We start from the raw sequence: 19,847 nt of genomic DNA, 5'->3' as shown, positions 1-19,847 counted from the left end.
CAAGTCGTTGATCGCCACCACTTCAATGTCCTTGAAGTTGGCGATCGCCGCGCGAAACACCATGCGTCCGATGCGCCCGAATCCGTTGATGCCTATCTTGATGGTCACGAAAGAAGTCTCCTGGGATGGTCAAAAAGAGAACGTCACGCACCGGCGGTGCAGGCGGGCAGCAGCATGGCCAGCGCGGAGAAGTCGGCGATCACACGGTTGGGCCGGCTGTCCTCGATCGGGTGGCCCATGTTGTAGCCATAGGTGAGCGCCCAGACCGCAATGCCGGCATTGCGAGCGGTAGCGACGTCGATGCTGGAATCGCCGACGAACAGGGCCCGCGCGCGGTCCACGCCGAAGTGCAGCAGGCAATCGTCCACCGCCGCGGGGTGTGGCTTCTTCACCGCCAGCGTGTCGCCACTGATGACCCGGTGGAACAGCGGTGCCAGGCCGTGCGCGTCCAGCACCGCGCGGGTGTAGCGCCCCTCCTTGTTGGTCACCACGGCGAGCTTCATGCCTGCACCGCGCAGGGCCTGCAGCACGCCGCGCACACCGGGGTAGGGTCGGCTGCGTGTGCCGCAACGCTGGTCGTAGTGGCGACCGAACGCGGCTTCGATGGCGGGGAACTGAGGACTCTCGCGCACCGCCTGCGCGGTGGTGCCGTCGGTGAAAGCCAGCGCCTGTACCAGCAGTTCGCGCGTGCCATGACCGATCCAGTCGTTCACCTGTCCTTGGTCGACCGGAGCGCGCCCCCAGGCGGACAAGGTGTCGTTGACGGCGTCGGCGATCTCGGGCGCGGTCTCGATGAGGGTTCCGTCGAGGTCGAACAGGATGAGGTCGTAGGGGTAGCTTTTCATGACAGGGTGGATTTCAAAACCTGGGAAACACGTGCGGCGGTGATGCCGAAGTGCGCGTAGAGCTCGGCCGCGGGCGCGGACTCGCCGAAGGTGGCGATGCCGACCACCGCGCCATCGCGCCCGGCGTACTTGCGCCAGAAGTCGGGGTGCGCCGCCTCCACCGCCACCACGGGCAGGTGAGGTGGCAGCACCTGGTCTTGCCATGCGCGAGGCTGGCGGTCGAAGACGTTGGTGCTGGGCATGGACACCACGCGGGTGCGCAGCCCCTCGCCCGCCAGCAGGGCCTGCGCCTTGAGCGCGATCTCGACCTCCGAACCGGTGGCGACGATCACGGCCTGGGGTTCTTCCATGTCGGCGAGCACATAGCCGCCGCGGCGAATCTCCGGCACCTGGGCCAGCGCGCTCACGCGCGGCAGGTTCTGGCGCGAGAGGCACAGCGCGCTGGGCCCGTCCCGGCGCTCCAGGGCACAGGCCCAGGCCAGCGCGGTCTCCAGGCCGTCGGCGGGCCGCCAGACATCGAGGTTCGGGATCAGGCGCAGGCTGGGCACATGCTCCACCGGCTGGTGGGTAGGGCCGTCCTCACCCAGACCGATGGAGTCGTGCGTGAACACGTGCACCACGCGCTGCTTCATCAGCGCGGCCATGCGGATGGCGTTGCGGCTGTAGTCGCTGAAGGTCAGGAAGGTGCCGCCATAGGGAATGAAGCCGCCATGCAGCGCCATGCCGTTCATGATGGCGGCCATGCCGAACTCGCGCACGCCATAGCTCAGGTGGTTGCCGGGCACGTCGCGACCGGCCCGCACGCAGCCCTTGAAGTTCGTGAGGTTGGAGCTGGTGAGGTCGGCGCTGCCACCGAAGAGCTCGGGCACCCAGGGGCTGAGCGCGTCGAGCGCGTTCTGGCTGGCTTTGCGCGTGGCGACGGCCTCGGGTCGCTCGGCGATGGCCTGCAGCACGGATGGCAAGCGCACGGTGAAATCCTCTCCCAGGTCTCCCGCCATGCGGCGTTCGAACTCCGCGGCCTGTACGGGGAACGCACTGCGGTAGGCCTCGAAACGCCGGCGCCACTCACGTTCGGCCTCGGCCCCGCTCTCGCGCGCATCCCAGGCCAGGGCCACCTCGGCGGGCAACTCGAACGGTGGCTCGGACCAATGCAGTGCCGCGCGCGTGGCCCGCACCTCGTCCGCGCCCAGCGCGGCGCCGTGCACGTCGTGCGTCCCGGCCTTGTTGGGCGAGCCATGGCCGATCACGGTCTGGCAGCAGATCAACGTGGGACGTCCGTCAGGCCGCAGCGCCTGCTCGCGCGCGGCCTGCAGCGCGGCTTGTATGGCGGCCGGGTCGTGGCCGTCCACGCGCGGCACCACATGCCATCCATAGGCTTCGAAGCGGCGCGGCGTGTCGTCGGTGAACCAGCCCTGCACATGGCCGTCGATGGAAATGCCGTTGTCGTCGTAGAACGCCACCAGGCGGGACAGGCGCAGCGTGCCGGCCAGGCTGCAGGCTTCATGGCTGATGCCCTCCATCAGGCAGCCGTCGCCCATGAACACGTAGGTGAAGTGATCGACGATGGTGTGGCCCGGGCGGTTGAATTCCGCCGCCAGCATCTTCTCCGCCAGCGCCATGCCCACCGCATTGGCCAGGCCCTGGCCCAGGGGGCCGGTGGTGGTCTCCACGCCGGGCGTGAGCCCCGCCTCGGGATGACCCGCGGTGCGGCTGTGCAACTGCCGGAAGGCCTGCAGATCGCTCAGGGGCAGGTCGTAGCCGGTGAGGTGCAGCAGCGCATACAGCAGCATGGAGCCATGGCCATTGGAGAGCACAAAGCGGTCGCGGTCCGCCCAGCGCGGGTTGGCCGGGTTGTGCCGCAGGTACCGGTGCCACAGCACCTCGGCGATATCGGCCATGCCCATGGGCGCACCTGGGTGGCCGCTGCGCGCTTTTTCCACCGCGTCGACGGCGAGCATGCGGATGGCGTTGGCCATACGGCGCGCCAGTTCAGGGGAAGGATGCTGCATAGGTCACTTCTTCCTTTCCATCATTCGCCAGATGAAGGGCGTGAAGATCAGCTGCATGGCCAGTTCCATCTTGCCGCCGGGCACCACGATGGTGTTGGCCCGGCTCATCCAGGAGTCGTGGATCATGTTGAGCAGGTACTGGAAGTCGATGCCCTTGGGCTGCGCGAAGCGGATCACCACCATGCTTTCGTCGGCGGTGGGCACGTCGCGGGCGATGAAGGGGTTGCTGGTGTCGACCATGGGCACCCGCTGGAAATTGACGTGCGTGTGCTGGAACTGCGGACAGATGTGGTTCACATAGTCCGGCATGCGCCGCAGGATGGTGTCGGTCACCGCATCCGCGCTGTAGCCGCGCATGTTCTTGTCGCGCCAGAGCTTCTGGATCCACTCCAGGTTGATCACCGGCACCACGCCGACCAGCAGATCCGGGTACTGGGCCACGTTCACCTGCGGCGTGACCACCGCGCCGTGAAGCCCTTCGTAGAACAGCATGTCGGTGCCGGCCGGCAGCGGCTCCCAGGCGGTGAAGGTGCCGGGCTCCTGCCCGTAGGGCGCGGCCTCTTCGGCGTTGTGCAGGTACTTGCGGCTGCGTCCGGTGCCGTTCTGGCTGTAGGTGCGGAACAGGCTTTCGATTTCCTCGAACAGGTTGGCCTCGGCACCGAAATGGCTGAAGTGCTGGTTGCCCGTCTTCTCCGCCTCGGCGGCCTGGCGCTTCATGGCCAGGCGGTCGTAGCGGTGGTAGCTGTCGCCCTCGATGATGGCGGCGCGCACACCTTCGCGGCGAAAGATGTTCTGGAAGGTGCGCGTCACGGTGGACGTGCCGGCGCCGGATGATCCGGTGATGGCGATGATGGGGTGTTGCGTGGACATGGTCGTCGTTCTGCCTGGTGCGTTGAGCGCTGTGGGTGTCCGTTCGGGCTGAGCCTGTCGAAGCCTCGCGCGCTAGGCGGCGCGGAACAGGCTGCGTTCGGCGAACAGCGGATTGGCCGGATCCTTGCAGGGCTGAGGTTCGGCGTGGTAGCGCTCTATGCGCTCGACCTCGCTGCGCGAACCGAACACCAGGCCGATCCGCTGGTGCAGCGCCGTGGGCACGACACCCAGCATGGGCTCGCGCCCGGTGCTGGCGCGCCCGCCGGCCTGCTCCATCACCATGGCGATCGGGTTGGCTTCGTACAGCAACCGCAGGCGGCCCGGCTTGCCAGGGTCCTTGGTGTCGCGCGGGTACATGAAGACGCCGCCGCGCATCAGGATGCGGTGCGCCTCGGCCACCATGCTGGCGATCCAGCGCATGTTGAAGTCCTTGCCGCGCGGCCCGGTCTTGCCCGCCAGGCACTCGTCCACATACCGCTTCACCGGGGTTTCCCAGAAGCGGCTGTTGGAGGCGTTGATGGCGAACTCCTGCGTCTCGGCGGGTACCCGAAGCCCTGGATGCGTCAGCATGAATTCGCCCAGGTTGGGGTCCAGCGTGAAGCCGTTGACGCCGTTGCCCACGGTGAGAATGAGCATGGTGGTGGGCCCGTAGAGCGCGTAGCCGGCGGCCACCTGCTGGCTGCCGGGCTGCAGAAAATCGGCCTCGCTCACGTCGCGGCCTTGCTCGATCGCGTCGTGCGGGGCGCGCAACACGGAGAAGACGCTGCCGACCGAAACATTGACGTCGATGTTGCTGGAACCGTCCAGCGGGTCGAACACCAGCAGGTACTTGCCGCGCGGGTATTGCGCCGGGATCTGGCGCGGCGCGGCCATCTCCTCCGAGGCCATGCCGGCCAGATGACCGCCCCACTCGTTCATGCGGATGAACACCTCGTTGCTGAGCACATCCAGCTTCTGCTGGGTCTCGCCCTGCACGTTGACGGCGCCACCCTCGGCGGCGGCGTGGCCACCCAGCACGCCGCCGAGTTCACCGAACGCCACACTGCGCGCGATCGCCTTGCAGGCCAAGGCGACATCGAGGATGAGCGCGTTGAAATCACCGCTGGCGTCTGGAAAACGGCGGCGTTCCTCGATCAGGAACTGTGTCAGGGTGGTGCGTCTGGACAAGGGCATGGCGGACCTCGGGCTGGATGGGATGAAATGGAAACTGTCCGGGCTGGGCGTCAGGCGCCGCGTGCGTGCTCGCGCAGCAGCCGCATCACCGTGTGGTAGCCGCCGTCGTTGTCCGGCGCGCCGAACACGGCGCTGCCTGCGACCAGCGTGTCGGCCCCGGCCTGCACGATGGCGGCGATGTTGTCCAGCTTCACGCCCCCATCGACCTCCAGCCACACCGGCTGCCCGCCGCGCGCATGGTGCGCGTCGATGCGCCGGCGCGCTTCGGCCAGCTTGAGCAGCGTGGAGCCGATGAAACGCTGCCCGCCAAAACCCGGGTTCACGCCCATGAGCAACACCAGGTCGAGCTTGTCCATCGCATGCTCCATGTAGCCCAGTGGCGTGGCCGGGTTGAACGCCAGGCCGGCCTTGCACCCGTGGTCGCGGATGAGCTGCAGGCTGCGGTCCACGTGGCGGCTGGCCTCGGGGTGGAACGTAATGAGGTTGGCGCCGGCCTTGGCGAAGAGCGGGATCAGCGCGTCCACCGGTTCCACCATCAGGTGCACATCGATGGGAATGCGCACATGCGGCCGGATCGCCTCGCACACCATGGGGCCCATGGTGAGGTTGGGCACGTAGTGGTTGTCCATCACGTCGAAATGCACCAGGTCGGCTCCCGCGGCTTCGATGGCGCGCACCTCCTCGCCCAGGCGGGCGAAGTCGGCGGACAGCAGGGAGGGCGCAAGGCGGATGGGGTTCATGGTGGTGATGGGCTCAGGGGCGGCGGACCCACTCGCGCAGGCGATCGACGGTCACCGAGGAGAGATCGGGCAACACGCGCAGCGCGCCGCCGAAGTCGTGGTGGGCGGTGTAGGCGGTGGGCGTGACCACCGTGCGCAGCCCGGCGGCGGTGGCCGCGCGCAGGCCATTGGACGAGTCCTCGAAAGCCAGGCAGCGCGCAGCGTCGAAGCCCATGCCGGCCAGCACCTGGCGGTAGACCTGCGGGTGCGGCTTCTTCAGCGGCGCAGAGGAGGCATCGCCCACCGCGAGGAAATGGCTGCGCCAGTCCGGCCCCATGGCGCGGCGCAGCAGGGCGGCGATGTTGACCGGCGAGGTGGTGGTGGCGATGGCCAGTTGCAGGCCCAGGGAGCGCGCTTCCTCCAGCAACGGCAGCACCCCCACTCGCAGCGACACCGCACCGGCGGCCACGGCGTTCTCGTAGTACGCCGTCTTGAGCTCGTGCAGGCGGTTCACCGTCGCCTGCACCGCGCCGGCATCCAGTTCCGTCACGGCCGGCCGCACGCTGCGCCAGTGGTGCAGCAGCCGCTCCTTGCCGCCGGAGATCTCCAGCAGGCGGGTGTAAAGGGCAGGGTCCCAGCGCCAGTCCAGGCCCTCCTGCTCGAAGGCATGGTTGAACGCGGCCAGGTGCACGCTTTCGGTGTCGGCCAGGGTTCCATCCACATCAAAGATCAGGGCGTCGAGCATGCGAGGCACTGTAGGCAGGGATTCAGATAAGGTAAATTCACGATTCATTGGTTTTTGATTAAGCAAAACCTGAATGAAAAACGCCACCTTCCGCCAGCTCCGCGTGTTCAACGAGGTCGCCCGCCACCTCAGCTTTGCCCGCGCGGCCGAGGTGCTGCACCTCACGCCACCGGCGGTGACCATGCAGATCAAGGAGTTGGAAGGGCACGTGGGCCTGCCGCTGTTCGACCGGCGGGGCCGCCAGGTGGCGCTGACCACCGCGGGCGAGTACATGCTGGTCTACGCGCGCAAGGTGCTGTCCACGCTCAAGGACGCCGAGGACGCTGCCGCGCGCCTGCAACGCCTGGAGACCGGCACGCTGACCATTGGCATGGTGAGCACCGCCAAGTACTTCATGCCGCGCCTGCTGGCGGAGTTCCAGCACGAGCACGAGGGCATCGAAATCCGCTTGCAGGTGGGCAACCGGGAACAGTTGCTGAAGATGCTGCAAGGCAATGAGGTGGACATCGCCATCATGGGTCGCCCGCCTACCGAACTGGCTACGCGGGCCGAGCCTTTCGCCGCCCATCCGCACGTCTTCGTCGCGCCCACCGACCATCCCCTGCTGCGGGTCGGCCACCCCTCCGTCGAGTCGTTGCGGCCCTATGGTTTCATCCTGCGCGAACGCGGCTCAGGCACACGCGCGGCGTTGGAGAAATTCCTGGAGCGCACACGGCTGGAGCCGCGCGTGGTGATGGAGATGTCCAGCAACGAGACCATCAAGCAGGCGGTCATGGCCGGCATGGGCATCAGCTTTCTCTCTCTGCACACCATAGGCCTGGAGCTGGAACACCAGCTCATCGCGGTGCTGGACGTGGAAGGCACGCCCATCGTGCGCGCCTGGAACGTGGTGCACACACTCTCCAAGCTGCTGTCTCCCGCGGCCGAGTCCTTCCGCTACTTCATGCTGGAGCGCGCCGAAGGGTACCTGGCCGACAAGTACGGCCGCTTCATGCGCCTGGTGCCCGCCGGCTGACGCCTGCGGCGCGAACGTATACTCACGCCCACGCCGCAAGGCGCATCCGCTAGGGGTGTTGCGACTGAAAAGCCGCGACTGAGAGAGTCCCTTCGAACCTGATTGAGGTAATCCTCGCGCAGGGAAGCAGGCCGGATCCATGCCATCGCCGTCCAGGCCGTGGCGCGGCGCCGGCCCCGCCCACCTGCTTCAACTTGGCTTGGAGCAAACCGATGGCATCCGACACGTCCCGTTCACCGGCCAACCTGGCCCTCACCCCCGTCGCACAAGGCGACCGGGTCTTCCATTTCCACGAGCACGCCGCGCTGTGGTTCAGCCTGGGCACCGGTCTGCTGGTGATGCAGATCGGCGCCTACCTGGTGCCGGCGGTCGGCACGCGCGACGCGCTGGTGGCCATCGTGCTGGGCTCGCTGATCGGCGCCGGCCTGCTGGCCTGGACCGCGCGCCTGGGCTGCCGCACCGGCCTGGCCAGCGCGGGCCTGATGCACGCGACCTACGGCAGCGCGTTCGCGCGGCTGCCGGTGCTGCTCAACATCGCGCAGCTCATCGGCTGGGCCACCTTCGAACTGGTCATCATGCAGGAGGGCACGGTGGCGATCCTGAAGCAGGCGCTGGGCAGCGAGCCTGGCGGCTTGCTCGACGGCATGGGCGGCAAGCTGCTCGCCACGCTGCTGTGGGGCGGTGTGCTGTTCGCGCTGATGGCGGGTTCCATGCTCACGCTGGTGCGCCGCTTCGTCAGCCGCTTCGCGCTGCCACTGGTGATCGCGTCGCTGCTCTGGCTGACCTGGCAGTTCGGCACGCGCCTGCAGGCGCAAGGCCTGGAGGCCTTCTGGGACCGGCCGGGCAGCAGTGGCATGGGCCTGTTCTCGGCCATGGACCTGGTGATCGCCATGCCGGTCTCCTGGCTCCCACTGGTGGCCGACTACGCGCGCCATGGCCGCAGCAGCGCGACCACGCTGGGGGGAACGTGGATGGGCTATGCCCTGGCCAACATCTGGTGCTACGCCCTGGGCGTGCTGGTGGTGAGCACGGTCGAGCCCGACACGCAGCTCGTGGGCGCCCTGCTGCTGGCGCAAGGCGGCCTGGTGGCGCTGGGCCTGATCCTGCTCGACGAGATGGACAACGCGTATGGCGACGCGCACTCGGGCGCGGTCTCGCTGCACAGCCTGTGGCCGCGCTGGAGCATCCGCCGCGCCGGCCTGGGTTTTGCCGCGCTGTGCACGCTGTTCGCGCTGCTGCTGCCCATGCACACGCTGGAGCCTTTTCTGCTGCTGCTCAGTTCGGTGTTCGTGCCGCTGTACGGCGTGATCCTGGGCCGCCTGGGCGGCGGCCTGCCGGGCGTGCGCCGCTCCGTGGACTGGGGTGCCGCCGGCCTCTGGGTGCTGGGCATCGCCACCTACCACCTGCTCGCGCAGTTCGCGCCGCAATGGGGTTCGGCCCTGCCCACCCTGGCGCTGACCTTCGTGCTGGCCGCGCTCACACGGTCACGCGGCGCGGCCGGCATGGCGCCGGCCGGGGCCTGAGACCGATGCGCCAGCAGCGCCTTTCAGCCGCGCGGCAGCTTGCACTGGATCTGCGGCGCGAAGCCGTGGTTGAGCGGGCCGTGCCCGGCGCCGGTGTGGACGTCTGCGCCCTCGGCGATGGCGCGCAGGATGTAGTCGCGCGCGAGCGAGACGGCGCGCGGCAGCGGCTCACCCAGCGCGAGTTGCGCGGCGATGGCCGAGGACAGCGTGCAGCCGGTGCCGTGCGTGTTGCGGCTCTCGATGCGCGGAGAGGCCAGGCGCAACGCGGGCCCAGGCCCGCTGACCAGCAGGTCGGCCACCTCGTCGCCCGGCAGATGCCCGCCCTTGAGCAACACCGCCGGTGCCCCCAGCTTCAGCAGGTCGCGCGCGGCGGTCTCCAGCGCCTGCGCGTCCTCAATGGGATGGCCCACCAGCAGCGCGGCTTCGTCCAGGTTGGGCGTGACGACCGTGGCCAGCGGAAACAGCTCGTCCACCAGCACCTGCACCGTCTCCGGCGCGATCAGGCGGTCGCCGCTGGTGGCCACCATCACCGGGTCCAGCACCACGCGCTGCACGCGGTAGTGGCGCAAGGCCCAGGCCACCGTGCGCACGATGTCGGGCGCATGCAGCATGCCGATCTTGACCGCATCGGCACCGATGTCGTCGAACACCGCGCTCAGCTGGGCCTTGAGCATGTCCGGCGGCACACCATGGATGCCGCGCACGCCCAGCGTGTTCTGCGCGGTCAGTGCGGTGATGGCGGTCATGCCGTAGCAACCCAGCGCGGCGAAGGTCTTGAGGTCGGCCTGTATGCCCGCCCCGCCGCCGCTGTCGGATCCAGCGATGGACAGTACGCGGGTGTAGCGCCGGGGTTCGTTGGGCTTTGTCGTGGACGTCATGGCGCGCATTGTGGCAGCGCCGGAGAAAACGCATGAACACACGCCGTTCCGCCAGACCCGATGCGGTGGTGCTGGGCGCCGGCCTCATGGGTCGGCTGCTGGCCTGCGCACTCGCGCAGCGCGGGCAAAAGGTCGAGGTCTTCGACGCCGGAGGGCCCGACGCCGAGCATGCGGCGGCCCGTGTGGCCGCCGCCATGCTCGCGCCCTTGGCCGAGTCGGCCGTGACCGAGCTCAATGTCGTGCGCATGGGCCAGCACGCGCTCGCGCGCTGGCCACAACTGATCGCCGGGTTGGCGCAACCGGTCTTCCTGCAACGCGAGGGCACATTGGTGCTGTGGCACCGCCAGGACGCACCCGAGGCCGAACGCTTTGCCGGCCAGCTCGCACGCACCTGCGCGGCCCTGCCGTCGCTGCCGTCGGCAAGGCCTCTGGACGGCCGCGGCATCGCGGCGCTGGAGCCAGCGCTGGCGCAGCGCTTCGCGCAAGGCCTGTACCTGCCGGACGAAGGCCAACTCGACAACCGGGCGCTGCTCGCCGCACTGGCCCATCAGATGTCGGTGCTGGGCGTGACGGTGCACTGGCACGCGCCGCGCACGCCGGCCGAGGTGGACCCAGGGCCGCAGGCCTGGCTGTTCGATTGCCGCGGCCTGGGTGCCCGGCCGCAATGGAACGGCCTGCGCGGCGTGCGCGGCGAAGTGGCGCGTGTGCACGCGCCGCAGGTGACGCTCTCGCGGCCCACACGCCTGGTGCATCCGCGCTATCCCCTCTACATCGCCCCCAAACCGGAGGGTGTGTTCGTGATCGGCGCCACCGAGATCGAGGCCGACGACCTCAGCCCGGCGAGCGTGCGCTCCACGCTGGAGCTGCTGAGCGCGGCGTACACCGTGCACCCGGGCTTTGGCGAAGCCCGCATCCTCGAACTGGGCGTGCAGTTGCGCCCGACCCTGCCCGACAACCTGCCTGCGCTGCGGCTGGAAGCATCGCGCAGAATGTCGATCAACGGCCTCTACCGCCACGGCTTCATGATCGCCCCGGCTCTGCTCGACGCGGCGATCGACGTGATGGACCAAGGCCATTCGCCGCTGGCCGAGTCGCTCGGCCTCGCGGTCCACAGATCGGAATCCGCCACATGAACGTGTTCATCAACCAGCAGGCCCGCGAGCTGCCCGAGGGCGCGACACTGGCCGACGCCGTGCGCCTGTGGGAAGCGCCCGCGGTGTTCGCCACCGCCGTCAACCTGCAGTTCGTGCCCCGCACCCAGCACGCGCAGCATCTGCTGCACGAGGGTGACCGCATCGAGATCATTGCCCCCATCACCGGAGGCTGAGGACAAGCCATGGACATGACGCCCACGCTCACACACCAGGACCCGCTGGTGCTCTATGGGGAGGTCTTCGCCAGCCGCCTGCTGCTGGGCACGTCGCGCTATCCCTCGCCGGCCACGCTGCGCGCCGCCGTGCAGCGGGCGCAACCGGCCATGCTGACCGCTTCGCTGCGCCGCCAGGGCGCGGCGCAGCCCGAGGCCGGCACGGCCTTCTGGACACTGTTGCAGGAGCTCGCCGTGCCGGTGCTGCCCAACACGGCCGGCTGCCACACGGCGCAGGAGGTCATCACCACCGCGCAGATGGCGCGCGAGGTGTTCGGCACCGAATGGATCAAGCTCGAGCTCATTGGCGACGACTACAGTCTGCAGCCCGACACGCTGAACCTGGTGGACTGCGCCAGGCAACTGATCGACGACGGCTTCAAGGTCCTGCCGTACTGCACCGAGGACCTGGTGCTGTGCCAGCGCCTGGTCGACGTCGGGTGCCAGGCGGTGATGCCGTGGGCCGCGCCCATAGGCACCGGCCAGGGACCCGTCAACCCGTATGCCATGCGCCTGCTGCGCGAACGCCTGGAGGTGCCCCTGATCGTGGATGCCGGTCTGGGCCTGCCCTCGCACGCCTGCACCGTGATGGAATGGGGCTTCGACGCCGTGCTGCTCAACACCGCCGTGGCGCTGGCGCAATCGCCGGTGGACATGGCCGGCGCCTTCGCGGACGCGGTGCGGGCGGGCCGCGCGGCCTTTCGCGCTGGCGCCATGCAGCCACAGCAGCAGGCACAACCCAGCACACCGGTAATGGGCACCCCCTTCTGGCACCACACCTGAGCATGAACATGACCCCGACCGACCCTCTCGCCCAGGCCATCGTGGACGCGCACCGCGGTACCCTGGCGCTGCCGCTGCGCGCCCAGGCCAGTCCGCTGTCGGTGCAAACCGGCGATCCGGTATTCAGCGCCAGCCTGCAGGCGGCTCAGGCACTGGGCTTCGTGCCCGACGACGCCCTGTGCATCGCACGCGCGTGGTCGCGCCAGAGCCAGCGCACCGGCGGGTTCGACCCGCTGCGCTGGCCAGATGAACCTGTGGATTTCGGCATGGCACCGTTCCCACGCAGCGAAGCCTTCGCCGCCTGCCCGCGCGCCCTGGGTCTCTACGCCGTCATGCCCGATGCCGCATCCACCATCCGCATGGCGCAAGCCGGTGTGCCCACGGTGCAGTTGCGTTTCAAGTCCACCGATGCCGCCGCGGTACGCGCCGAGGTGCAAGCCGCTGTCAAGGGCGTGAGCGGCACCGCGGCGCGCCTGTTCATCAACGACCACTGGCGAGAGGCGATCGATGCCGGCGCCTACGGTGTGCACCTGGGCCAGGAGGACCTGCAGGCCATGGCCCCGGCCGCGCTGGCAGCCATCCGCCAGGCGGGACTGCGCCTGGGCCTGAGCACCCATGGCTATGCCGAAATGCTGACAGCCGACCGGCACAGCCCGAGCTACATCGCCATGGGAGCGGTGTTTCCCACCACACTCAAGCAGATGGCCACGGCACCGCAGGGCACCGGCCGGCTGGCGGCCTATGCGCGGCTGCTGCGCGACTATCCCCAGGTGGCCATTGGCGGCATCGACCTGGAGCGCCTGCCCGCCGTGCTGCCAAGCGGAGTGGGGTCGGTGGCCGTGGTGCGGGCGCTGCTGACGGCCGATCCGCTGGAGGCAGCGGTCGCACGCTGGAACGCGGCGCTCAGACAGGCCTGAGCGGCGAGTGCGGTGGTGCGGGCGGCGTCACCTCGATGAGGTCGCGCGCGCAGACCGTGCCGCCTCGAAGCACCACGCCCATCACCCCCGCCTTGCGCACCAGTTCGCCGTCCGGCCCTCGGTCGAGCACGGCCGCCATGAGCCCCTTCTGGAAACGATCGATCTGCACGCACGGATTGCGCAAACCGGTGATGCGCACCACCGCGCTGGCCCCCAGCCGCAGCTCCGTGCCGGTGGGCAAGGCCAGCAGGTCGATCCCCGCAGTGGTGATGTTCTCGCCCATGTCACCGGGCTGCACGGTGTGCCCCATGACGGCCAGCCAATCGAACAACTCCGCGTGCAACAGGTGCACCTGCCGCAGGTTGGGCTGGCTGGGGTCGCGCGCCACACGCGAACGGTGCTTGACCGTGATGCCGCAATGCGCATCGCCCTGCACACCGCGGCCTTCGAGCAGCGTGATCACCGCCTCGGCCTGCTTGGAAAACCGGTGCGACGGACTGCGGTGAACCGCCATGACGTGTGCCGAACTGCTGCTGGACATGGTCGCCAGGTTTTAGCATAGGCGTCATGCCCGAACCTGACGACTCCCCCCTGCCCCACGACCTGGTCGACCAGCGCCTGACCGAACTGGAGATCAAAGCCAGCTACGCCGACGACCTGCTGGACACGCTCAATGCGCTGGTGACCCGGCAACAGGCGCAGATCGACCTCCTGCTGCGCGAAGTCGCCCGCCTGCGCCAGCGCGCCGACCCCGAGGCACCCACCACGCCCCGCAGCCTGCGGGACGAGCTGCCTCCGCATTGGTAGAGGGGAACTCCCCCCTGCGCCGCTGCGCGGCTTCCCCCCTCTCTGGCGCGCCTTCGGCGCTGGGAGGGGGGACGATGCCTTGGGCCGGCGAAGCCGGACCCTCGGCATCTCTGGGTTGGGGCGCCTCGCTACGCTGGGGTGCTTCGTGCTGACCTCTGGGCTGGGTTGATCAGCGCTAGTTGCAGCAGCCCGGTGGTCTCTGTCGTCGCTCTACGGTGCAACCGAGAATTTCGACGTCCAATGTCTGCATGCGGTCGAGGTCGCGCTCGCGCAGCAGCGGATGGTCGCCCGGCGCCTATGGCGCGGCGGCTGGCTGCGCGTGTGCGGCCGCTTCGCGCGCCAGCGACGCTGTGAAATCGCCCAGTTGCTCGCGGTGCACCAGGTGCTTGACCTGGGTCAGCAGCGCCGGATCGCTCTGCGCCAGTTGCGTGGCCAGCGCTCGGGCGTGCCCATCCAGCCTGTCGTCGTCCACGACCTGCCAGACCAGGCCCCACTGGGCGGCCTCCTGTGCGTCGATCTCCTGTCCCAGCATCAGCAGGCCCTTGGCGCGCTGCAAGCCCACCAGACGCGGCAACAATGCGGCCACCCCGCCGGTGCCCAACAGGCCCACCCGCACTTCGGGCAGCGCAAAGCGCGCACTGCGCGCGGCCACGACAAGATCGCCATTGAGCATCAGTTCAAGGCCGGCACCGACGGCCCAGCCGCGCACGGCAACCACCACCGGCCTGGGTCCCTCCACCAGTGCGCCGGCCAGCGCCTGGAGCGTGTCGACGAAGTCGGCGGTCGGTGGGTCGTCACGGTCCTTCCCCGCACAGAAGGCGCGGCCCTCGCCGCTGAGGAGCAGGACGCGCACGTCGGGATCGCCCATGCCGGCACGCACCGCCGCCAGCAGTGCACGCGCGAGCTCCGCGGTGAGGGCATTGAGGCGCGCAGGCCGGTTCAGGCGCAACTCCAGCACGCCCTCGCGGTGGTGCACGCGCAGCAGGGGGGCGTCCGTCACGGGGTCAGGGGCGCACCAGCCGCAGCGGGCGGCCGTTGTCGAAGCTGCCTTCGAGCGTTTTCTCGTCCACCCGCTGCAGGGTGGCCTTGCGGTCGCGGCAGCCGCTGACCACCGATGAGGCCTCCACGCGCAGTTGCAGCGCGGACGAGGCGCCATCACCGCCACTGAGCGTCAGCGGCAGCGCGCGTCCCACGCAGGGGTCGCGCTTGTCCTTGTCCGAACGTGCGTAGGTGGTCCAGGTACCGCTCTGCCCCCGGATCTCCACCTGGGCCTCGCGGCCATCGGCTCCTTCGGTGGAGAAGGTCACGCGCCAGGCACCGTCCAGCGGCGCCTGGGCCCAGTTCGCACTGGCGGCGAGGCCGCACGACAAGGCGACCAGAAGACGTAAGGGCAGGCGCATGGTAAAGCTCCAGAGAAAGCGTTGAGGGAGGAGGTAGTGGGATGCCGCACGCATTCTCGCGCGCCCGGGCGCGGGCGTGAAGCGGCTCGAACGATGGCGCGGCCCCTTCGCCGATGAAGTTGGGCAGGCATCCTGGACCTGGTCTTGCGCCGTTGCGGACGGCCGGGGCATGCGGTTGGCGGCGATGTCAGGCGCCGAAACGCGCGGGCAGGTAGGGCGTGGGGTCCACGACCGGGGCCGTGCCGTCGATCTGCTCGGCGAGCAACTGCGCACTGATCGGCCCCATGGTGAAGCCCTGGTGCGCGTGGCCGAAGTGGAACCACAGGCCCTTGTGCCGGGGCGCCGGCCCTATGACGGGCTTGAGATCGCCGGTGCAGGGACGCGCGCCCAGCCAGGGCTCTGCCTCCACGGGTTCAGGCAGGTCCAGCAGTTCGCGCGCCAGGGCCTCGGCGCGCCCCATCTGCACCGGTGTGGCCGGCGCATCCAGGCGGGCGAACTCTGCGCCAGTGGTCAGGCGCACCCCCAGCGCCATGGGCGCGAGCACAAAGCCACGCTCGGCATCGAGCAGCGGCAGGTCTGGCCCTTGGGCGCCGCGGTAGTGGCGGTGGTAACCCCGCTTGACGAACAGCGGGTAGCGGTAGCCCAGCCCACGAATGGCCTGATCGGACCAGGGACCCAGTGCGATCACGGCGTGCGCGGCCTCCATCGGGCCCTCTTCACTGCGCACCTGCCAGCCCGCGCCGGTCTGCCGCAACGTGGCCGCGTCACCCCGCACGATGCGCCCGCCCTGGCGCACCAGCAGGTCGGCGTAGCGCTGAACCAGCGCGCCCGGGTCGGACACGGACCAGGGGTCGGTCCATTGCAGCGCACCGGCCAGCCGGCGCCGCAGCGCCGGTTCGGCGGCGGCCAGCGCGTCGCTGTCCAGCACGCGGAAGTTCACGCCGGCGTCTCGCTGCAAACGCTCGGCGGTGCGCGCCTGGTCGTCCAGCGCCGCCTGGGTGCGGAACACGTAGCGGTAGCCCTCGCGCCGCACCAGGTCCTGCGCGCCGGCCAGCTCGATCAACGGCGCATGCGCCAGCACCGAGCGGCTGGTGAGCTGGCCATACTCGTGGGCCACGCGCTCGTACAGAGGCGCGCGCGAATGGCGCCAGTAGCGCCACAGCGCCGGTACCAGCGCGGGCAGCGCACCCAGGTGGTAGTGGGCGTCTGCGCCCCGGCGCAGCGCCATGCGCAACAACACCGCCGGATCCTGCGGAAAAGGGTACGGCTCCACCGCCTCGCACTGGATGATGCCGGCGTTGCCGTAGGAGGTCTCGCGGCCTGGTTCGCGCCGGTCCAGCAACACCACCGCATGGCCGCGCAGCGCGAGCTGCAGCGCAGTGCAGGTGCCGATCATGCCGGCGCCCAGCACCAGGATGTCTTTCTTCGTCATGTCATGCGTCCTCAGGACCTGCTCACCAGGCCATGGCAGAGAAGCATTATCCCGACCCCATCTGACGGATGCCAACCACACGCCACTACACTGGACCGCCCCTCGAGCCCATGTCCAAACCCATGCCCATTCCTACCGACCTCGACCCGGGCGCGCCGCTGCACTTCATCTTGAATGGCCAGGCTGGCAGCCAGGATGGCGAGGCCACGCGCGCCGGGATCGAAAACGCCCTGGCCGCTGCGGGCCGGCGCGGCCAGTTGCATGCCTGCGCGCCTGCGGAGTTGCCCCGTCTGGCGGCCGCGCTGGCCCGTCAGGCGGTCGACGAGGGCGGCGCCATCGTCGCCGTCGGTGGCGACGGCACCATCAACACCGTGGCGCACGCCGCGCACGCCGCCGGCTGCGTGATGGGCGTCGTGCCGCGCGGTACCTTCAACTACTTCGCGCGCGCCCACGGCATGGCCACCGATGCGGCGCAGGCGGCCGCACAGTTGCTGGCGGCGCGCGTCGCACCGGTGCAGGTCGCGGCGGTCAACCAGCAGATCTTTCTCGTCAACGCCAGCGTGGGCCTCTACCCGGACCTGCTGGAGGACCGGGAGGCCTGGAAGGCGCGCTTTGGCCGCAGCCAGATCGTCGCACTGTGGGCGGCTGCGGCCACCCTGCTGCGTGCACAGCGCCGTCTGACGCTCAGCGCATCGCTCGATGGCGAGCAGCGCGAACTGCGCACGCTCACGCTGTTCGTCGGCAACAACCGGCTGCAGCTCGAACAGTTGGGCGTGCTGGTGGACGCCGGGCCGGATGGCGCATCCGATCGAGGCCGCGTCACCGCCGTCGTGCTCAAACCCATTGGCACACTGGCCATGCTGCGCCTGATGTTGCGCGGTGCCATGGGATCGCTCGGGGACGACGACGGCATAGAGCGCTTTGCCTTCCAGGACATGGTCGTCAATCCACCGCGCGTCATGCGCCTGCGCCGCATGAAGGTCGCGTTCGACGGCGAGGTAGCGCACATGAAGCCGCCTCTGCGCTTTCGTGTACTGCCCGAGCCGCTGTACCTCTTGAGGCCAGACGCCCCGCAGGAGGCTGCCACTTGAGCCGTGTGCTGCACATCTCCGACACCCACTTCGGGACCGAGGTACCTGGCATAGCGCAAGCGCTGGTCCATCTGAGCCAGGCGCTGCGGCCCGACCTGGTGGTCCTGTCGGGCGACATCACGCAGCGCGCGCGCAGTGCACAGTTCCAGGCCGCACGGTCCTTCATGGACCGCCTCGGTGCTCCCTGGCTGGCGGTGCCAGGCAACCACGACATTCCGCTGTTCAACCTCTGGGCACGCTGCACGCGACCGTATGCGGGTCACCGCGCGGCCTTCGGCAGCGAACTCGAACCGGTGTTTGCCTCCCACGACCTGCTGGTCCTGGGCGTGAACACCACGCGTGCCCACCGCCACAAGAACGGCGAGGTGTCGACGCAGCAGGTCCAGCGCGTGGCCAGGCGTTTGTCGCAGGCCACGGCGGTCCAGCTTCGCGTGGTGGTGGTGCACCAGCCCATCGACGTGATGCGGCCGCAGGACCTGCCCGACCGCCTGCTGGGGCATACCACCGCACAACAGGCCTGGGCCGAAGCCGGCGCCGACATCGTCCTGGGCGGGCATATCCACCTGCCGTACGTGATGCCACTGCCCGGCCTGGCGCGGCCGCTGTGGGCCGTGCAGGCCGGCACGGCGGTCTCGCACCGGGTGCGCCCGGGCGTACCGAACTCGGTGAACGTGCTGCAGTGGAACGCCGTGCCAGGCACCTGCACGGTCACGCAGTGGGACCATGGCGCCGCCTCGGGGCGCTTCGAGCCGGTGCGCGAAACCACGCTGCGGCCGGCGCGCGGCTGAGCGCGGGCCGCCCCACTGCGCGCAACGCGCCGCCGATGAAGGCTTGGCCCTGTGGCTCGGAACGGATCACTCGGCCTGCGGGGCCCGACCCGTGTGCACCGGGCCGGCGCGCGCAGTCACCACGGCCTCGACCTCGCGCCGCAAGCCGAGCAGGAAGCCGAACTCCGCCACCACGAACAGCGGGCCGATGATCAGCCCCATGATGTCGTCGACGAAAGCCGGCTTGCGGCCCTCGAAGATGTGGCCCACGAACTGGATCACCCAGCCCACCACGAACAGGCCCACGCCCAGCGTGGCCCAGGCAGCGGTGGCCATGCCGGCGGTGGTCTGCGCGAACGCCAGGCAGGCGGCGAGCAGCAGGCCCATGACGATGCCGTAGCGCCAGTCCAGGCGCAGGTAGTAGAGCGTCGAGGCGATCGCCGCCAGCGTGGCTGCGGACACGGCCACGCCGCCGAGTTCGGCGGCCGGGCGCGCCAGCAGCACCACGACCGAGAGCACGATCATGGGAATGCCAACGAAATGGGTGAGGATGTTGCGACGGTCGCGGTGGTAGGCCGCGTACTGGCTCAGTTGGTCTTCCAGTGTCTTCATGTCTGTCTCCTGGCAACACTGCATGGGGCTTTCATCATCTCCAAAGTCAAGGCGGTGCGCCAGCGGCCGGCGGCGGACGGCGTCACAACAGCGACTGCGCGTCGTCGTCCAGGCGCACCGCCGGCCCGCTGCGCGCCAATGCCATCCACACATGAAAGGGCAGGCGTTCGACGGCGCGGCGTGGCGCCTCGCGCGCCACCACCAGGCGCTCGCCCTGCAATTGCAGCACCCCGCACTCGGCCGGGATTTCCTCGGGTTCGGCGATGGGCCTGCCTTTGGCATCCTGGCCCAGCACGTACCAGCAGGCACCGGCCATCGCGAGGTAGGCGGCGCGCTTGGCCGGCTTCTTGAGGTCCCCCAGCAGATCGGCGCGGCTGACCTTGATCTCGTGCACCACGGGCTCCAGGTAGGCCTCCACCGTGGTGTGGCGCACCGAAAACACGTCCGGACAGGCCATGCACCAGACGTGGCCGGCCACCGGCGCCGCCGGCTCCCGCACCTCGGCCTCGAAGGCGCTGGCCTGGCGCGGCGCCTCGGCAGGCTCCGCCGCGACCCCGCTGTCGAACAGCACCTGCGGCAGCGCCACGCGCAGCATCAGGCCGCGCCAGGTAAGACGCCCGGCTTGCGCCATGGCGATGGCCACGCGCTCGACCAGGGCCTCGTGCGGCGTGCGCACGGCCTTGTTCTGTGCAAACACCTCGGCCAGGCGCCGCACGCCGGCGTCCGTCACGCGCAGGCTCTCAAAACCCTCGGGCGAGGGCCGGCGCTCCAGCAGGCCGGCGGCCAGCAACTCCACTTCCAGCATGTCGTGGCAGGGCCAGCCAGCGGACCGGTAGATCTCGCGCAGGCGCTGGTGGTGGCGCCGAGTCAGGGCGGGAGGGTCTTGGTTCATTCA

At 69.5% G+C, this 19,847-nt stretch carries 23 protein-coding genes and 1 riboswitch; of the genes, 9 read left to right on the top strand and 14 right to left on the bottom strand.

Translation table 11 applies throughout. The features are described from left to right. The 7 genes from KIT53_RS12475 to KIT53_RS12445 form a co-directional block, all read right to left on the bottom strand. Positions 1-108 (bottom strand): glyceraldehyde 3-phosphate dehydrogenase NAD-binding domain-containing protein (locus tag KIT53_RS12475; RefSeq protein ID WP_297752849.1); only part of this gene is annotated, 108 nt, incomplete at its 3' end. Between the two features lie 35 nt (positions 109-143). Further along, positions 144-845 (bottom strand): HAD family hydrolase, encoded by a 702-nt coding sequence (locus tag KIT53_RS12470; RefSeq protein WP_297752839.1) that lies wholly within the window; start codon positions 843-845, stop codon positions 144-146. Further along, on the bottom strand, positions 842-2,854 hold the full coding sequence (gene tkt, locus KIT53_RS12465; RefSeq protein ID WP_297752837.1) for a transketolase: 2,013 nt from the start codon (positions 2,852-2,854) through the stop codon (positions 842-844). The genes KIT53_RS12470 and tkt overlap by 4 nt, the downstream gene beginning before the upstream one ends. A gap of 3 nt (positions 2,855-2,857) precedes the next feature. Beyond that, positions 2,858-3,724, bottom strand: a complete 867-nt coding sequence (locus tag KIT53_RS12460) for a phosphoribulokinase (RefSeq protein ID WP_297752835.1) — start codon at positions 3,722-3,724, stop codon at positions 2,858-2,860. 72 nt (positions 3,725-3,796) lie between these two features. Next, a complete protein-coding gene (locus KIT53_RS12455) occupies positions 3,797-4,897 on the bottom strand; it encodes a class 1 fructose-bisphosphatase (RefSeq protein ID WP_297752833.1) in 1,101 nt (366 codons plus the stop codon). Between the two features lie 50 nt (positions 4,898-4,947). Beyond that, positions 4,948-5,637 (bottom strand): ribulose-phosphate 3-epimerase, encoded by a 690-nt coding sequence (rpe, locus tag KIT53_RS12450; protein WP_297752831.1) that lies wholly within the window; start codon positions 5,635-5,637, stop codon positions 4,948-4,950. A 13-nt stretch (positions 5,638-5,650) separates the two neighbouring features. Continuing rightward, on the bottom strand, positions 5,651-6,361 hold the full coding sequence (locus KIT53_RS12445; RefSeq protein WP_297752829.1) for an HAD-IA family hydrolase: 711 nt from the start codon (positions 6,359-6,361) through the stop codon (positions 5,651-5,653). A gap of 73 nt (positions 6,362-6,434) precedes the next feature. Here KIT53_RS12445 and KIT53_RS12440 point away from each other — a divergent pair, with 73 nt between their 5' ends. Beyond that, complete coding sequence (locus KIT53_RS12440; RefSeq protein ID WP_297752827.1) at positions 6,435-7,376, top strand: LysR family transcriptional regulator; 942 nt, start codon at positions 6,435-6,437, stop codon at positions 7,374-7,376. A 41-nt stretch (positions 7,377-7,417) separates the two neighbouring features. Next, positions 7,418-7,518, top strand: a riboswitch (TPP riboswitch). 70 nt (positions 7,519-7,588) lie between these two features. Then, positions 7,589-8,899 carry a cytosine permease gene (locus KIT53_RS12435; RefSeq protein WP_297752825.1) on the top strand — a complete coding sequence of 437 codons (1,311 nt, stop codon included), beginning with the start codon at positions 7,589-7,591 and terminating at the stop codon, positions 8,897-8,899. A 23-nt stretch (positions 8,900-8,922) separates the two neighbouring features. On the opposite strand, the gene thiD is transcribed toward KIT53_RS12435, so the two are convergent. Further along, a complete protein-coding gene (gene thiD / locus KIT53_RS12430; protein WP_297752823.1) occupies positions 8,923-9,777 on the bottom strand; it encodes a bifunctional hydroxymethylpyrimidine kinase/phosphomethylpyrimidine kinase in 855 nt (284 codons plus the stop codon). A gap of 32 nt (positions 9,778-9,809) precedes the next feature. On the opposite strand from thiD, the gene KIT53_RS12425 reads away from it, so the two are divergent. The 4 genes from KIT53_RS12425 to KIT53_RS12410 are packed head-to-tail and all read left to right on the top strand — an operon-like array spanning position 9,810 to position 12,843. After that, positions 9,810-10,910, top strand: a complete 1,101-nt coding sequence (locus KIT53_RS12425) for an FAD-dependent oxidoreductase (RefSeq protein WP_297752821.1) — start codon at positions 9,810-9,812, stop codon at positions 10,908-10,910. Next, on the top strand, positions 10,907-11,104 hold the full coding sequence (gene thiS, locus KIT53_RS12420; RefSeq protein WP_297752819.1) for a sulfur carrier protein ThiS: 198 nt from the start codon (positions 10,907-10,909) through the stop codon (positions 11,102-11,104). The genes KIT53_RS12425 and thiS overlap by 4 nt, the downstream gene beginning before the upstream one ends. Positions 11,105-11,119: 15 nt before the next feature. Then, positions 11,120-11,926 carry a thiazole synthase gene (locus tag KIT53_RS12415; protein ID WP_297752847.1) on the top strand — a complete coding sequence of 269 codons (807 nt, stop codon included), beginning with the start codon at positions 11,120-11,122 and terminating at the stop codon, positions 11,924-11,926. A gap of 8 nt (positions 11,927-11,934) precedes the next feature. Next, complete coding sequence (locus KIT53_RS12410) at positions 11,935-12,843, top strand: thiamine phosphate synthase (RefSeq protein WP_297752816.1); 909 nt, start codon at positions 11,935-11,937, stop codon at positions 12,841-12,843. Here the strand turns inward: KIT53_RS12410 and KIT53_RS12405 are convergent. Further along, positions 12,830-13,384: an MOSC domain-containing protein gene (locus KIT53_RS12405; RefSeq protein WP_297752814.1), complete on the bottom strand. Its 555-nt coding sequence runs from the start codon at positions 13,382-13,384 to the stop codon at positions 12,830-12,832. The two genes, KIT53_RS12410 and KIT53_RS12405, sit on opposite strands and share 14 nt — an antisense overlap. 26 nt (positions 13,385-13,410) lie before the next feature. Between KIT53_RS12405 and KIT53_RS12400 the strand changes: the two genes are divergently transcribed. Beyond that, the gene (locus KIT53_RS12400; RefSeq protein ID WP_297752812.1) at positions 13,411-13,650 is read left to right on the top strand and encodes a SlyX family protein; all 240 of its coding nucleotides are present in this window, start codon (positions 13,411-13,413) and stop codon (positions 13,648-13,650) included. A 295-nt stretch (positions 13,651-13,945) separates the two neighbouring features. Here the strand turns inward: KIT53_RS12400 and KIT53_RS12395 are convergent, their stop codons facing one another. The 3 genes from KIT53_RS12395 to KIT53_RS12385 form a co-directional block, all read right to left on the bottom strand. Beyond that, entirely contained in the window at positions 13,946-14,650 is a 705-nt protein-coding gene (locus tag KIT53_RS12395) for an enoyl-CoA hydratase/isomerase family protein (protein WP_297752810.1), read from the bottom strand. 4 nt (positions 14,651-14,654) lie between these two features. Continuing rightward, positions 14,655-15,050 carry a hypothetical protein gene (locus tag KIT53_RS12390; RefSeq protein WP_297752808.1) on the bottom strand — a complete coding sequence of 132 codons (396 nt, stop codon included), beginning with the start codon at positions 15,048-15,050 and terminating at the stop codon, positions 14,655-14,657. A 187-nt stretch (positions 15,051-15,237) separates the two neighbouring features. Continuing rightward, positions 15,238-16,482, bottom strand: a complete 1,245-nt coding sequence (locus KIT53_RS12385; protein ID WP_297752806.1) for an FAD-dependent oxidoreductase — start codon at positions 16,480-16,482, stop codon at positions 15,238-15,240. Between the two features lie 110 nt (positions 16,483-16,592). On the opposite strand from KIT53_RS12385, the gene KIT53_RS12380 reads away from it, so the two are divergent. After that, positions 16,593-17,573, top strand: a complete 981-nt coding sequence (locus KIT53_RS12380) for a diacylglycerol kinase family protein (protein ID WP_297752804.1) — start codon at positions 16,593-16,595, stop codon at positions 17,571-17,573. Continuing rightward, positions 17,570-18,361, top strand: a complete 792-nt coding sequence (locus KIT53_RS12375) for a metallophosphoesterase (protein ID WP_297752802.1) — start codon at positions 17,570-17,572, stop codon at positions 18,359-18,361. The genes KIT53_RS12380 and KIT53_RS12375 overlap by 4 nt, the downstream gene beginning before the upstream one ends. A 66-nt stretch (positions 18,362-18,427) precedes the next feature. Here the strand turns inward: KIT53_RS12375 and KIT53_RS12370 are convergent, their stop codons facing one another. Then, complete coding sequence (locus KIT53_RS12370; protein WP_297752800.1) at positions 18,428-18,952, bottom strand: Mpo1-like protein; 525 nt, start codon at positions 18,950-18,952, stop codon at positions 18,428-18,430. Between the two features lie 82 nt (positions 18,953-19,034). Then, positions 19,035-19,844 carry a hypothetical protein gene (locus tag KIT53_RS12365; RefSeq protein WP_297752798.1) on the bottom strand — a complete coding sequence of 270 codons (810 nt, stop codon included), beginning with the start codon at positions 19,842-19,844 and terminating at the stop codon, positions 19,035-19,037. Positions 19,845-19,847: the final 3 nt, after the last annotated feature.

The sequence above is a fragment of the Hydrogenophaga sp. genome, from assembly GCF_026125785.1.
Classification (GTDB): Bacteria; Pseudomonadota; Gammaproteobacteria; order Burkholderiales; family Burkholderiaceae_C; genus Hydrogenophaga.
Note: the sequence above shows the minus strand (reverse complement) of the source record. Positions and strands in the feature narration are given on the sequence as shown.